This is a genomic window from Martinezella calliandrae (assembly GCF_030272695.1).
GTDB classification, from domain to species: Bacteria; Pseudomonadota; Alphaproteobacteria; order Rhizobiales; family Rhizobiaceae; genus Rhizobium; species Rhizobium calliandrae.
Genome location: NZ_JARFYN010000059.1, coordinates 1 through 14,836, shown reverse-complemented (window position 1 = coordinate 14,836; position 14,836 = coordinate 1). Strand labels below are relative to the sequence as shown.

Below are 14,836 nucleotides of genomic sequence, written 5' to 3'. Positions count from 1 at the left end.
CTCAGCCTACACTCGACGGCCGGCAAGACGATTGCCGTGCTCATGCAGATGTCCGCGTTTTGCCGGTCCACCTGATACGAATGGAGCTCGCACGCTACGCCTCGTCTTTACTGAGGAACGCGAAGCTCGCTGATCCTGCTGCTGGTCGCTGCAAATCTGCGGCCCCCGATCGTCAGCCTTTCTCGGCTTCAGGTAAGGCCTCCGACACCCTGCGTCCGATTTGTCGGACCCGCGACACAGGCTTGTCCACTCCGGCCTTTTGTTTGCTTCAGCCTAAATAGCTGAAAAACAATCAAGAGGGTTTTCCTTCCAGTCGACCGCCACATTGGCACGAGTTTTGAAACGCTTGCCTGCGGGCGGCCCGAGCTGCCAACCGAATTCCGCGATGGATGGAACGAAAGAAGGAAGGCAACATGTCAGCTTTGCGTCAAATCGCATTCTACGGCAAGGGGGGCATCGGTAAATCCACGACCTCCCAAAATACGCTCGCAGCCCTCGTCGATCTCGGGCAGCAGATCCTCATCGTCGGCTGCGATCCCAAAGCCGACTCCACCCGCCTGATCCTGAACTCGAAGGCGCAGGACACCGTCCTGCATCTGGCGGCAGAGGAAGGTTCGGTGGAAGACCTCGAACTCGAGGACGTGCTCAAAATCGGATATAAAGGCATCAAGTGCGTGGAGTCCGGCGGCCCGGAGCCGGGCGTTGGTTGCGCCGGTCGCGGCGTCATCACCTCCATCAACTTCCTCGAAGAAAACGGCGCCTACGACAATGTCGACTATGTCTCCTATGACGTGCTCGGCGACGTGGTGTGCGGCGGCTTCGCCATGCCGATCCGCGAGAACAAGGCCCAGGAAATCTACATCGTCATGTCCGGCGAGATGATGGCGCTCTATGCGGCAAACAACATCGCCAAGGGCATCTTGAAATATGCCCATGCAGGCGGCGTGCGGCTCGGCGGTCTGATCTGCAACGAGCGCCAGACAGACCGCGAAATCGACCTCGCCGAGGCGCTGGCTTCCAGGCTCAATTCCAAGCTCATTCACTTCGTGCCGCGCGACAACATCGTCCAGCACGCCGAACTCAGGAAAATGACAGTCATCCAGTATGCGCCGGAGTCCAAACAGGCCGGAGAATATCGCACGCTGGCTGAGAAGATACATGCCAATTCGGGTCAAGGGACCGTCCCGACCCCGATCACCATGGAAGAGCTCGAGGACATGCTGCTCGACTTCGGCATCATGAAGACCGACGAGCAGATGCTTGCCGAACTTCAGGCCAAGGAATCGAAGGTGGCGGTCGCCCACTAACTGCCGCTTTCGACAGGACGCGCCGGCGCCCCGACCCGGCGCGTCCTTCCCCGAGAACGCGCCTTTGCGCGCGGCATCAACCGAACCTTAAAAGAGGGCAGGCCCAATGAGCCTCGACTACGAGAATGACGGCGCTTTACACGAAAAGCTCATCGCGGACGTGCTGTCGCAGTATCCGGACAAAGCGGCCAAGCGCCGCAACAAGCACCTCAGTGTTGCAACGGGGAGAGACGGGGCCGACGAGGAGGACAACGTCCTTTCCGAATGCAGCGTCAAATCGAACATCAAATCCATTCCGGGCGTCATGACGATCCGCGGCTGCGCCTATGCCGGATCCAAAGGTGTGGTGTGGGGTCCGATCAAGGATATGGTCCATATCTCACATGGGCCGGTTGGTTGCGGCCAATATTCCTGGTCGCAGCGTCGCAATTATTATGTCGGCACGACGGGGATCGACACCTTCGTAACGATGCAGTTCACCTCCGACTTTCAGGAAAAAGACATCGTTTTTGGCGGCGACAAGCGGCTGGAAAAGATCATTGATGAGATCCAGGAATTATTTCCGCTGAACAAAGGCGTCACCGTCCAGTCCGAATGCCCGATCGGTCTGATTGGCGACGACATCGAGGCGGTGTCGCGCAAGAAGGCGAGCGAATACGAAAAGACGATCGTGCCGGTGCGCTGCGAGGGCTTCCGCGGCGTATCGCAATCCCTTGGCCATCATATCGCCAATGATTCCATCCGCGACTGGGTTTTTGAGAAGACGGATGTCGAGTTCGAGGCGGGTCCCTACGACATCAATGTTGTCGGCGATTACAATATCGGCGGCGACGCCTGGGCCACGCGCATCCTCCTGGAGGAGATGGGGTTGCGCGTGGTCGGCAACTGGTCGGGAGATGCCACGCTTACCGAAGTGGAGCGTGCGCCCAAGGCCAAGCTCAACCTCATCCACTGCTATCGGTCGATGAACTACATCTGCCGGCACATGGAGGAAAAATACAGCATCCCGTGGATGGAATATAATTTCTTTGGTCCCTCGCAGATCGACGCCTCCCTGCGCAAGATTGCCAAGCATTTCGGGGCGGAAATCGAGGAAAAAACCGAAAGAGTCATCGCCAAGTACCAGCCATTGGTCGATGCCGTCATCGCCAAATACCGACCCCGCCTCGAAGGCAAGACGGTGATGCTCTACATCGGCGGTTTGCGCCCTCGTCACGTGGTCACGGCCTACGAGGATCTCGGCATGAAGATCGTCGGCACAGGCTACGAGTTCGGCCACAACGACGACTATCAGCGCACCGGCCACTACGTAAAAAAAGGCACGCTCATCTATGACGACGTGAGCGGTTACGAACTGGAAAAGTTCATCGAGGGAATTCGTCCCGATCTCGTTGGCTCCGGTATCAAAGAAAAGTACCCGGTGCAGAAGATGGGCATCCCGTTCCGGCAGATGCATTCGTGGGATTATTCCGGCCCGTATCATGGCTACGACGGTTTTGCGATCTTCGCCAAGGACATGGATCTCGCCATCAATAATCCAGTCTGGGATCTCTACGATGCCCCCTGGAAAAAAAAGGCCGCGCCGGCTGAGGCGGTTGCGGCCGAATGAGGGCCTGGCCTGTCTTGGAGCAGGGGCGGGCCAGGCTCTCCTGTCGGACTTGATCCGCACACCTGAAATATGACGTCCCTTTGCCGCCACCGGTGCGGCGCAATGAAAAGAAAGGTGATTACCATGCCGCAGTCGGCCGAAAAAATTCTCGACCACGCGCCCCTGTTCCGCGAGCCGGAATACAGGCAGATGCTCGCCGAAAAGAAGCTAAATTTCGAATGCCCGCACCCGGACGAGATCGTTGCCGATCAAAGCGAGTTCACCAAGACCTGGGAATACAGGGAAAAAAATCTGGCCCGCGAAGCGCTAGTGGTAAACCCCGCCAAAGCCTGCCAGCCGCTCGGCGCCGTATTCGCGGCCGCGGGCTTCGAGCGGACCATGTCCTTCGTCCATGGCAGCCAGGGCTGCGTTGCCTATTACCGGTCGCACCTATCGCGACATTTCAAGGAGCCTGCGTCGGCCGTGTCGTCCTCGATGACCGAAGACGCGGCGGTATTCGGCGGACTGAAGAACATGGTCGACGGTCTTGCCAATACCTACGCGCTCTACGATCCGACGATGATTGCCGTCTCGACCACCTGCATGGCGGAGGTCATCGGCGACGATTTGCACGGCTTCATCGAAAATGCCAAGAGCGAAGGCTCGGTCCCCGCGGACCTAGATGTTCCGTTCGCCCACACCCCCGCCTTCGTCGGCAGCCACGTCGATGGTTATGACGGGATGGTCAAGGGCATTCTGGAGCATTTCTGGAAGGGCAGGGAGCGAAAGGAATTCAATGGAACCATCAACATCGTTCCAGGATTCGACGGCTTCTGTGTCGGCAACAACCGCGAGCTTAAGCGCCTGCTCGACCTCATGGACGTGTCATATGCGCTCATTCAGGACGCCTCCGATCAGTTCGATACCCCGTCGGACGGCATGTACCGCATGTATGACGGCGGCACGACCATCGAAGACGTCAAGGACGCGCTCGATGCCGAAGCAACGCTGTCGCTGCAGCACTACAATACCCGCAAGACGCTGGAATATTGCAATGAGCTCGGGCAGACGACGGCCTCCTTCCATTATCCGCTGGGCGTCAAAGCGACCGACGAGTTGCTGATGAAAATCTCGGAGATTTCCGGCAAGGAAATCCCTACAACAATCGGCCTGGAGCGCGGTCGGCTTGTCGACGCCATGGCGGACAGCCAAGCCTGGCTGCATGGTAAGAAATACGCGATCTATGGCGATCCCGATTTCGTCTATGCGGTAGCTCGGTTCGTCATGGAGACCGGCGGCGAGCCGATTCACTGCCTCGCCACTAACGGCACATCGGCCTGGGAAGGCGAGATGAAGGCATTGCTTGCATCCTCGCCTTTCGGAAAGGATGCCAAGGTCTGGGCGGGCAAGGACCTCTGGGCGCTGCGCTCGCTGCTCTTCACCGAACCGGTAGACCTGCTGATCGGCAACTCCTACGGCAAATATCTGGAGCGTGACACCGGCACGCCGCTGATCCGCCTGACGTTTCCGATTTTCGACCGGCACCATCACCATCGTTTCCCGCTGATGGGCTACCAGGGGGGGCTGCGTGTCTTGACGACGATCCTCGACACGATCTTCGACAAGCTTGACCGCGAGACGAGCAAAATAGGTGTCACGGATTATTCCTATGACCTCACACGCTAACAGCAAAGACCCGCTTGGCACCCCCGACGTCTTGCGTTCGGCGTCTCAAACCGGCGCAAGCCGCTCGCTCGATGCCAGGATCCAGGAAGTCTTCGACGAGCCCGCCTGCGAGATGAACCGCGGCAAAGATGACAGCGTGCGCAAGAAGGGCTGCTCGAAGCCGCTCACTCCCGGGGCGGCGGCTGGCGGCTGCGCTTTCGATGGGGCCAAGATCGTGCTGCAGCCGATCACCGACGTCGCGCATCTCATTCATGGTACGCTCGCCTGCGAAGGCAATTCCTGGGACAACCGCGGTACTGCTTCGTCCGGCCCGACGCTTTGGCGCACGAGCTTCACCACCGATTTGACGGAACTCGACGTGGTGATGGGTCACGGCGAGCGGAAGCTCTTTAAAGCGATACGCGAGATCAAGGAAACATACGCGCCCCCGGCGATCTTCGTCTATTCGACGTGCGTTACGGCGCTGATCGGTGACGACATCGAAGCCGTCTGCAAGCGTGCTGCGGAAAAATTCGGGCTGCCGGTAGTGCCGGTCAACGCGCCCGGCTTTTCCGGCTCCAAGAACCTTGGAAACAAACTCGCCGGCGAGACGCTGCTCGATCATGTCATCGGCACCGTGGAGCCCGACGATGCCGGTCCCTACGACATCAATATTCTCGGCGAATTCAACCTCTCCGGCGAGTTCTGGCTGGTAAAGCCGCTTCTCGACCGGCTCGGCATTCGCGTGCGCGCCTGCATCCCCGGTGACGCGCGTTATCGTGACATTGCCTCGGCGCATCGTGCCCGGGCAGCGATGATGGTGTGCTCGACCGCCCTCATAAATCTTGCCCGCAAGATGGAGGAACTCTGGGATATTCCGTTCTTCGAAGGTTCCTTCTACGGCATCACCGACACGTCGCAATCGCTGCGGCAGATCGCTGAGCTGATCGTCAGGAAGGGTGCCGATCCGGAAATTCTTGCGCGCACCGAGGCACTCATCGCAGAGCAGGAGGCGATTGCATGGAAAAAGCTCGCGGCATACCGTCCGCGGCTTCAAGGCAAGCGCGTGCTCCTCAATACCGGGGGTGTGAAGGCCTGGTCGGTCGCCCATGCGCTGATGGAGATCGGCGTCGAAATTGTCGGCACCTCGACCAAGAAGTCGACGGCCGAAGACAAGGAACGCATCAAACAGATTCTGAAGGACGACAACCATATCTTCGAATCGATGCGACCGAGCGAGCTCTACGACTTTCTCGCAGAAGGCAAGGCCGACATCATGTTGTCGGGCGGGCGCACGCAATTCATCGCGCTGAAGGCCAAAACGCCTTGGCTCGATATCAACCAGGAACGCCACCACCCCTATGCCGGCTATGACGGTATGGTCGAGCTCGTTCGCCAGATCGATCTTGCCATTCACAATCCGATCTGGAGTGAGGTGCGAGAGCCGGCACCCTGGGAATGCCCACCTGTACCGGAGGCTCGAGTGCCAAGCGGGCAGGGCGAGACCGAAACTTTCTGCCCTTCAAGAACGCCGTCGCCACTCTCGCCAGTGGCTTCCGCAACTGGTGAGGAAAGCTGATGGCATGCACTCTCCCGCAGACCAAGTCGGCGGCGGTCAACCCGCTGAAGTCGTCGCAGCCGCTGGGTGCCGCTTTGGCCTATCTTGGCGTCGAAGGCGCCATACCGTTGTTCCACGGCAGCCAAGGCTGCACCAGCTTCGCGCTCGTGCTCTTCGTGCGCCATTTCAAGGAGGCCATTCCGCTGCAGACAACGGCGATGGACGCAGTGGCGACGATCCTCGGCGGCGCCGGCAATCTTGAGGAGGCGCTCCTTAATCTTAAAACACGGGCAAAGCCGAAGCTGATCGGGATCTGCACGACGGCGCTGGTGGAAACCCGCGGCGAGAATTTCGAGGGCGATCTTGCCAATATCAAGTCGGAGCGTGCCGAAGAGCTAGCAGGTACCGAGGTCGTGCTAGCGAGCACACCGGATTTCGATGGTGCAATTGAGGAAGGCTGGGCCAAGGCCGTCACCTCCATGATCGAAGGCATCACGACCCCAGGCGGGCGGTCCCGCGATTTGAAGAAGATTGCGATCCTTCCCGGTTGGCACTTGACGGTCGCCGATATTGAGCATCTGCGCGAAACGGTCGAAAGCTTCGGTCTCAAACCGGTGATCCTGCCGGACATCTCTCGCTCGCTCGACGGCACGGTTCCCGACGACCGTTGGGTGCCGACCACCTATGGCGGCACGAAGGTCGAGGAAATCCGGGAACTCGGCACCTGCTTCCAGGCGGTCGCGATCGGCGAGCATATGCGCGGGCCCGCCGCTGCGCTGCAGGCCAAGACCGGCGTGCCTTATGTTCTCTTCGAGCAGCTTGTCGGCATGAAGGCGATCGATCGTTTCATGACCATGTTGGCGATGATCGCCGGCAATCCTATACCGGCCGCTGTGCGCCGGCGCCGCGCGCAGTTGCAGGACGCGCTACTCGACGGCCATTTTCATTTCGGCGGCAAGCGGATCGCGATAGCCGCAGAGCCAGATCATCTCTTTCAACTTGCGACATTCTTCAAGGGTATGGGCGCTGAAATAGTCGCCGCGGTGACGACCACCGGCACCAGCTGTATCCTGCAGAAGGTGCCGGCAGACGCGGTGCAAGTCGGCGATCTTTCCGATCTCGAGTCCATGACGCGTCACGCAGGCGGTGACTTGATTGTAACCCATTCCCATGGCCGTCAGGCAGCCGAGCGGCTAGGCATGCCGCTGATGAGGGTTGGCTTTCCGATCTTCGACCGCCTGGGCAGCCAGCATAAGAAAACCATTCTCTATGAGGGGGCCCGGAACTTCCTGTTCGAGGCCGCCAACATTTTCCAGTCGAACTGCCGCCAGCCGAGCCCTGAAGCGCTCAATCCCTTGCAAGACATGGAGGCAAAGAATGACCGCTGTGCGACGTCTTTCACTCGTCACTGACGAGGGACCGGCACCTGTCCCAAAGTGCCCGAAGGGAGTGTTGCGCGTCGCGATCGCGACACAAGACCTGAAGAGGCTGAATGCCCATTTCGGGTCTGCCAAGCTTTTTGCAGTCTACGATGTCACGCCGGCTGGTTGGGAAATCGTCGAAGCTGTCGATTTTGGTGAAGTAACCGACGAAAGCGGTCGGCACACGAACAACGGCGGCGATCGCATCACGATGAGGGTCGAGGCTTTGAAGGGATGTCATCTGCTGTTCTGCCTGGCGATCGGCGGCCCGTCTGCCGCGAAGGTCGTCTCGGCAAAAATTCATCCGATCAAGGTGCCGCAGCCATCCTCCATCGAGGAGGTACTGACCCGTACCCAAACCATGTTGAAAACCGCTCCGCCGCCATGGCTGCGCAAGGTGCTGGCGGATGCCGGCATGGGCGTCCCCAAACCTTTCTTCGACGACGAAGATTAGAGGAGATCGGCGATGACCTCGCCCACCACTTTCGAAAACATAGTCGCCGATGGTGATAGCAACGTTATGGCAACCCCGTTCATGAAATGCCTTATTCGCCTGGTGAGGGCGCAGGATACCCATGGGGCGTGGGAAGGAAAATCGAACACTGACCTGCTTGCCGATTTCATCGTGACGAAGGAGCAGCGCCACGAGATGCCGATCATCGGTGATCCGGATCCGGACGTGATATGGAGGCTCCAAATCTTTTACACATGCGTCGGACTTGGAATCGAGGAGCGCTCAGGCCTTCTCGCATCGTCGATCGTGACGATGAGCCCTGAGGGCTTCGGGCGCCTCGTTCTCACAACAGGGCGTTTGGTCCTTTTGGCTAAGACCCTTCGAGACGTGCACCGCTTCGGCTTCGAGACACTTCGTAAACTGGCTGATGCCGGTGCGAAACTGGTCGATGATGCGATCGCCACCATCGAAGCTCATCCCGACGTGGCGCGGGCGTCATGAAATCGGTTTTCGAGGAAAGAGATCATGTCAGACATTGTGGAGCAGCTTAAGAAGGTCCGCCAACTGCAGTCACGTGCAGCAACTGCGAAAATGGAATTGCACGACCTTGCCGAGGACCTCCCGGTCAACTGGCCTAAGATAAAGACGATCGCACAGAAAACGTTCGACGCCTTCGCCGAGCTGGACGCCGCAAAGAAAGAGCTTGTCGCATTGGAGGAGGCACGATGACGGGGTCTTTCGTCACGCGCGATGGCTCCAGCTGGGTGCCGGAGTATCTAACTGCCATCGATGGCAAAACTTGCATTGGCTGCGGTCGCTGCTTCAAAGTCTGCTCGCGCGAGGTCATGAACCTCTATGGCGTCGATGAATCGGGTGAAATCTTCGGCGTCTGCGACGGCGAGGACGACGACTTCGACGATGAACTCAATCGTATGATCATGGTCGTGGACCACGCAGGCCGCTGTATCGGCTGCGGCGCCTGCGCCCGCGTCTGCCCGAAGAACTGTCAGATTCATATTGCGGCTGACAAGCTCGCTGCATGTGCTGGCGTATAAACCCGGAGAACGGCCGTGCCTTTTGCAACCTTCTGTCGCCTCCTGCACATGGCCATGTGCGCCAGCCTTCTGGGCACTTATTTCGTTTCACATTCCATCCGCAGCGCATTGGTCACGACGGTGGATATTTGGCTCCTTCTTCAGGTGGCCTATTTCGCAAGCGTGCTTTTTTTGATCTGGCGCGCCAGTTGCGCTTCAAAGAGGAGCCAGCGGATCTTGCGTTTTGATGATCTCGAGGAAATGCGCTATCGGCCAGGGCATTGCGAAAAGAAAGACTGAACTACTCCGATGTCCTCCAGCTTGGCTTGATGGTGCGGTTTGCTGCCCTTGAGCGCGGGGAATAGATTAGTTGTGAGCCTCGGGCGCCTTGGAAGAGACATTGATCATCGAGCATGACGTTATTGGAGCAACTACGCGACATGGCCGTCGGCGATCGCTTCCACCGTGTCGCAACCTGAAGAGTTCATTGCTGTTCGGTCGCATTGACGCTGAAGCGGAGAGCACTGGCCTGCGGATTGCGTCGTCTCGATGACCAACGAAGGCGAGGGGACAATGGGATCTTTGGAACGCGGGAGAGTGCCCTCAGTAGCGTAAGGGTCATGCATAGCTGACTTGGGATTTAAGGCCACATTTGGAGAAAAAATGCTGAAAAAATTCGAACGATATCCCCTTACCTTCGGCCCTACGCCTATCGAAAAGCTTGACCGCCTCAGCGAGTATCTAGGGGGAAAGGTGGTGATCTATGCCAAGCGCGAGGACTGCAACTCGGGTCTGGCGTTCGGCGGCAACAAGCTCCGCAAACTCGAGTACATCATCCCGGACGCGATCGCCTCCGATGCCGATACGCTTGTCTCCATTGGTGGCGTGCAGTCCAACCATACACGCATGGTCGCCGCGGTCGCCGCTAAGATCGGCATGAAATGCCTTCTGGTGCAGGAGAGCTGGGTACCATATGAGGACGCTGTATACGACCGGGTCGGAAATATTCTCTTGAGCCGGATCCTGGGAGCGGAGGTGCGACTGGTCGATGAGGGCTTTGATATCGGTATCCGCCGCAGTTGGGAACAGGCGCTCGACGACGTCAAGCAAAGGGGCGGCAGACCGTATGCGATCCCAGCCGGGGCATCCGTCCATAAATATGGCGGCCTCGGCTATGTGGGCTTTGCCGAGGAAGTACGCGCACAAGAGAAGCAGCTTGGATTTGCCTTTGACTATATCGTGGTTTGCACGGTGACGGGCTCGACGCAAGCCGGCATGGTCGTCGGGTTCGCCAAGGATGGGCGTCAGCGCAATGTGATCGGTATTGATGCTTCCGCCACTCCCCTCCAAGCCAAGTCGCAGGTGCTCAACATTGCCCAGCATACTGCAAAGCTCGTCGAACTCGGCAAGGAAATTGCTCACGATGATGTGGTATTGCTCGCGGACTACGCGCATCCTCGTTATGGGATTCCATCCGAGCAGACGAAGGAGGCCATCCGTCTTTGCGCGCGGCTGGAAGGCATAATGACTGATCCCGTCTACGAGGGCAAATCAATGCAAGGGATGATAGATCTCGTCAGCAAAGGCTTCTTTCCAGACGGATCGCGGGTTCTCTTCGCGCATCTTGGCGGCGTGCCGGCAATCAATGGCTACAGCGACACGTTTCGCAACGGCTGATGCTTGACAGATTAAAGCTGCGCCGGCCCCTGCATCCTAGCGAGCACTCGAAGTTCGAAGCCGGTGAAGACTGACACCACTGATATAATCCTGGCGAAAGATTGGGTCTGCGCGAATTATCGCATGCGGCCCGCGCCGAGAGGTCGCTTGTGCACGGTAATATGCGGAAGAGGCGCCCGCGATCGTAAAGAGCAAGCTCGACAATCCGGATTGTTGCATTCCACCGGGGCTCGCATTCACAATTCGCACCACGTCAAGAAAAAGCACCAAATTGCTATTGTTATGAAACACGTGACAAATTCTCCCAAAAATGCCGAAGAGAGCATCGCGGCTCTACTAATGAGTAGGGAGTTCCGTTCCCTATGGATCGGTTCCCTTGTTTCGAACCTTGGCAGCCTCGTTGAGGGGGTAGGTGCTGCGTGGTTGATGACGAGCATTACCGAGTCAGATAAAATGGTGGCGCTCGTCCAAGCATCGACCACTTTACCGGTCATGATATTTTCAATCATAGCAGGATCACTTGCGGACAATTTTGATCGTCGGCACACCATGTTGGCAGCACAGTTGCTGATGCTCTGCGTGTCCGGCGGCTTGGCATTTCTCGCCTATGCGGAGGCAGTGACGCCTTGGATGCTATTGAGCCTTACCTTCCTGATCGGCAGCGGTTGGGCGCTGCACGACGCGTCATGGCACTCATCGATGGGAGACATTGTCCCCCGTGAGCATCTGCAGAGCGCGGTCGCACTCAACGGCATGAGCTACAATCTCATGCGTAGCATCGGACCGGCCATTGGCGGAATCATCGTTGCAACAGCCGGTGCGGCCTTTGCTTTTCTCTTCAATGTGTTCTGCTATTGCGCCCTGATCATCGCGCTCTGGCGATGGAAGACGGAAGCAACGCAAATATCGCTCCCGCGGGAACATCTTATCACGGCTATATCAGCGGGCTTTCGCTACGTGCTCTTGTCGCCGAACCTTCTCAAGGTGATGTATCGCAGCCTCGTATTTGGTCTTACCGCCATTGTAATTCTTGCTCTGCTGCCTCTCATTGCCCAAGGTCAGATTGGGAGTACTGCGACAACCTACGGCATCATGCTTGGTTTCTTCGGTCTTGGAGCAATTTGCGGGGCGCTTCTCATAGGACACGTTCGCGAATTTCTCAGCAATGAGTGGGTTGTTCGCGGCGCCTTTTTTATGCTGGCCATCATCTGCTTTTTTCTGGCATGGAGCGAATACGTTTGGCTGAGTTGTGCGCTTCTCATATTTGCTGGTGTAGCCTGGATACAAGCATTATCTCTGTTCAATGTAGCGGTTCAGCTTTCGACGCCGCGGTGGGTCGTCGGAAGAACCATTTCAGTCTACCAAACGGTCACATCTGGTGGGATGGCGGCGGGCAGCTGGTTCTGGGGCGAGCTAGCCGACAGGGAGGGTGTTACCTATGCCCTGCTAGTTGGAAGTCTGATGCTAGCTGTCGCTGGGCTGACCGGCGTCTTCCTTCGTCAACCGGACTTTGAGACGCTCAATCTTGACCCGACCAATAACTTCACTGAGCCGCTGCTGCGACTTGACCTACGACCGCGAAGCGGACCAATCTCGGTGACGGTAGATTATTGCATTAGTCAAGAAGATATTGCTGAGTTCCTCGGCGTGATGGCGTTGCGGCGAAGAGCTCGACTTCGAGATGGTGCTAACCAATGGGTGCTTTTCCGCGACTTGGAAGAGCCCCAAATATGGACCGAGAGCTATTACGTCGCGACATGGCTGGATTTCGTGCGCCACAATCAAAGGCAAACGTATGCCGACGCTGAGATTGTGTCGCGCCTCGAAGCACTGCATGGAGGCGATTGCCCGCCAAAAACCCACCACAAGATAGAACGGAACACTTTTCGCGCATAGGACGATGTCCTGCCCAAGCCTCTCTTCGATCGGAACTGAGCGGAGGCGATCGCCTCGTTTGCTAACCTTGACACCGACCTGAGCCCCTGAACTTCACGGACGAACAGATCATCGGGATGCTGAAGGAACAGGAGAACGGCCAAAGGACGGCCACTGTCGACGACTTCCCGCGGGATTCCCTAGCACTGGTCGCCGACACTCAAGACGTCATGGCACAGCGAGGACGCCCCCGAACGATTGTCTCCGGCAAAGGCACGGAGCTGATCTCGATAGCGACCTCGGTTGGTGCCACCAGACACGAGTCGAATGCACTACATTGCACTTGGCAGCCGATGCAGAACGGCTTCGTGGAAAGCTTCAACGGGAGTTTCCGCGATGAGTCTCGTCGTTGGCACACGCCAGGGCCGAGATCACCACATGGAAAGAGGATTACAACAGACACCGCCCGCACTCATCGCTGGGGCAATATCACACCACTGAATTCGCCACGAAAATGGCTATCGAAAAAGAGGCCGCATGAGGCCAGATCAAACCTCAAGACGCTCCGAAATCTAGGAGGAAACTTGGGCCTCAGGTCAAACACGTGCCGCTAGCCGATCGCTGTGGCGAGGTCAGATCTGGGCGGTTTGCATCGTGTGTTCCCGCTCTAACCCCGGCCGCAACCGTACCAAATCCAGAGGCAATTCAACCGCCAAACCTGTATGTATTGTAACACTGTCTTTGCGGCGCCCCTTCATAAGTGTATCTATAAACCGCCTGAACCACGATATTGAGTCGCGTCCCTTCGACGTTCGGCTGCCCAATCTATGGTCGGTTTCATCGGCTGCACTGCTCTTGCGGCAAGTCGGACTTGAGGAGTTCGGGCAGTGATAGTGTCTGTTGTAGACCTAGCGGGCGATAGGCCATGTTTGAGCCAACTGGCGACGATTTGCTTGCGCATCCACTTTCTGTTTTGTCAGCATTCCACACTCCCGCCGGTCATAGTGTGAGCTCAGTTGCATTGCTGCACCAGATAGGCAACCGCAGGGGCGCGTCGTCGCTTCCGGTCTCGCTTAGTAGGTATTTTCGCTGGTTGAAGAGTTCGGCGGTCTCGCAATAGATGTGGTCGTCGTCGAGGAGCTTGTTCACGAATTCAACGACATCAGGTCAGAGACTATCCCCCATCTGGCACGGTGCGTGCACAGATTCTATGATCCGAAATTGAGCAGAGTCTTTATCAAGATGGATGTCACGGTCAGGAAGCTCCGATCGACGCTCAGCACTGAATTGAGGAAGCCCAGAATATGCCACCTAAGGTAGCGACGGTGCGCGCCGAAACCGCCTTCGAGAGGTTCGAAACTATGCAGAAAGGATATGCTCGGCTACCAAGTCCTACGATATTAATTGCTGCGGCAGACGTGAGCTTTCGGTGGTTCTTGGAGTTCGCCATCAAGAACAGGGGCCTTGCCGTGGCCGGAGTAAGTACTGGAGAAGCGCTGACGAAACGGCTGCTAATTCAGACGCCATACCTATTGATTCTCGAAACACGGCTACCCGGTGTGGAGGCGAAAGTTCTCTGCACAAGTCTGCGCCGGAACCTCCGGATGCAGTCAATGTCGATTATCGCGCTTGCGGCTGACGGTGACGAAACAAGTGGGAATGAAATTCTTGAATCTGGAGCGAACCACTATATCAGCAGACCCTTCTCGCCTGAGACTCTACTCGCAAGTATTGGCTCGATCTGGCCCGACTCAAATCAGGATCGCGCCCTCAGCCATGATGAATTGCTGACCTTTCTCGACCTCGAACTTAATTTAGCCGAACATCGTGTACGGCGAAACGGCAGAATAGTCCATCTCGCTCCAACAGAGTTCCGCCTCCTGCACCTGCTGATGAAGGCTCCGCAAAGGGTGTACTCTAGGGATGAAATGCAGAGGGCCGCGTGGCCACGAGCCGTTCATCTCGGACCTCGTACCGTTGATGTCCACATAGGCCGCCTGCGCGCGGCACTTAAGAAGGCAGGGGGAGCGGATTTTATACGTACTGTGAGATCCGTGGGATATGGCCTTTCCGAATAGGCCGTTTGGGAAAGGCACGCAACTGACCGCGGTTCTCCGACGTTGATTATCTAAACCAGATGCTTCGCTATCGGGAGTTTTCCTAGTACTACAGTTGCGTTTCGTTTGAAATCATGATTCACTTCCTGCATTTGACAGGAGGGAATTCAATGTCGGTTGCGGGTTGGTCTGGATCAGTG

13 protein-coding genes and 1 pseudogene are annotated in these 14,836 nt (G+C 57.4%); all 14 read left to right on the top strand.

All coding sequences use genetic code 11. The features are described from left to right. Nucleotides 1–413: 413 nt before the first annotated feature. On the top strand, nt 414–1,307 hold the full coding sequence (gene nifH / locus PY650_RS30025) for a nitrogenase iron protein (RefSeq protein ID WP_285883448.1): 894 nt from the start codon (nt 414–416) through the stop codon (nt 1,305–1,307). Between the two features lie 106 nt (nt 1,308–1,413). Next, on the top strand, nt 1,414–2,916 hold the full coding sequence (nifD, locus tag PY650_RS30020) for a nitrogenase molybdenum-iron protein alpha chain (protein WP_285883446.1): 1,503 nt from the start codon (nt 1,414–1,416) through the stop codon (nt 2,914–2,916). Between the two features lie 123 nt (nt 2,917–3,039). Continuing rightward, a complete protein-coding gene (gene nifK, locus PY650_RS30015; RefSeq protein ID WP_285883479.1) occupies nt 3,040–4,581 on the top strand; it encodes a nitrogenase molybdenum-iron protein subunit beta in 1,542 nt (513 codons plus the stop codon). 112 nt (nt 4,582–4,693) lie between these two features. Then, on the top strand, nt 4,694–6,139 hold the full coding sequence (gene nifE, locus PY650_RS30010; RefSeq protein WP_432761599.1) for a nitrogenase iron-molybdenum cofactor biosynthesis protein NifE: 1,446 nt from the start codon (nt 4,694–4,696) through the stop codon (nt 6,137–6,139). Continuing rightward, nucleotides 6,139–7,530 carry a nitrogenase iron-molybdenum cofactor biosynthesis protein NifN gene (gene nifN / locus PY650_RS30005; RefSeq protein ID WP_285883442.1) on the top strand — a complete coding sequence of 464 codons (1,392 nt, stop codon included), beginning with the start codon at nt 6,139–6,141 and terminating at the stop codon, nt 7,528–7,530. Before nifE ends, nifN begins: the two co-directional genes overlap by 1 nt. Continuing rightward, on the top strand, nt 7,496–7,993 hold the full coding sequence (nifX, locus tag PY650_RS30000; protein WP_285883440.1) for a nitrogen fixation protein NifX: 498 nt from the start codon (nt 7,496–7,498) through the stop codon (nt 7,991–7,993). Before nifN ends, nifX begins: the two co-directional genes overlap by 35 nt. Before the next feature lie 12 nt (nt 7,994–8,005). After that, nucleotides 8,006–8,494 (top strand): NifX-associated nitrogen fixation protein, encoded by a 489-nt coding sequence (locus PY650_RS29995; protein ID WP_285883438.1) that lies wholly within the window; start codon nt 8,006–8,008, stop codon nt 8,492–8,494. A gap of 24 nt (nt 8,495–8,518) precedes the next feature. Continuing rightward, nucleotides 8,519–8,722, top strand: coding sequence for a CCE_0567 family metalloprotein (locus tag PY650_RS29990; RefSeq protein ID WP_285883436.1), 204 nt, complete (start codon nt 8,519–8,521; stop codon nt 8,720–8,722). After that, nucleotides 8,719–9,048 carry a ferredoxin III, nif-specific gene (gene fdxB / locus PY650_RS29985; protein ID WP_285883434.1) on the top strand — a complete coding sequence of 110 codons (330 nt, stop codon included), beginning with the start codon at nt 8,719–8,721 and terminating at the stop codon, nt 9,046–9,048. Before PY650_RS29990 ends, fdxB begins: the two co-directional genes overlap by 4 nt. Nucleotides 9,049–9,096: 48 nt before the next feature. Next, nucleotides 9,097–9,327 (top strand): exopolysaccharide production repressor protein, encoded by a 231-nt coding sequence (locus tag PY650_RS29980; RefSeq protein ID WP_349644528.1) that lies wholly within the window; start codon nt 9,097–9,099, stop codon nt 9,325–9,327. Nucleotides 9,328–9,690: 363 nt separating this feature from the next. Further along, on the top strand, nt 9,691–10,704 hold the full coding sequence (locus tag PY650_RS29975; RefSeq protein WP_285883432.1) for a 1-aminocyclopropane-1-carboxylate deaminase: 1,014 nt from the start codon (nt 9,691–9,693) through the stop codon (nt 10,702–10,704). A gap of 339 nt (nt 10,705–11,043) precedes the next feature. Further along, a complete protein-coding gene (locus tag PY650_RS29970; RefSeq protein WP_285883477.1) occupies nt 11,044–12,600 on the top strand; it encodes an MFS transporter in 1,557 nt (518 codons plus the stop codon). Nucleotides 12,601–12,749: 149 nt separating this feature from the next. Next, a pseudogene (locus PY650_RS37525) lies at nt 12,750–13,063 on the top strand (integrase core domain-containing protein); the annotation flags it as partial. Nucleotides 13,064–13,883: 820 nt separating this feature from the next. Next, nucleotides 13,884–14,657, top strand: coding sequence for a winged helix-turn-helix domain-containing protein (locus PY650_RS29960; RefSeq protein ID WP_285883430.1), 774 nt, complete (start codon nt 13,884–13,886; stop codon nt 14,655–14,657). Nucleotides 14,658–14,836: the final 179 nt, after the last annotated feature.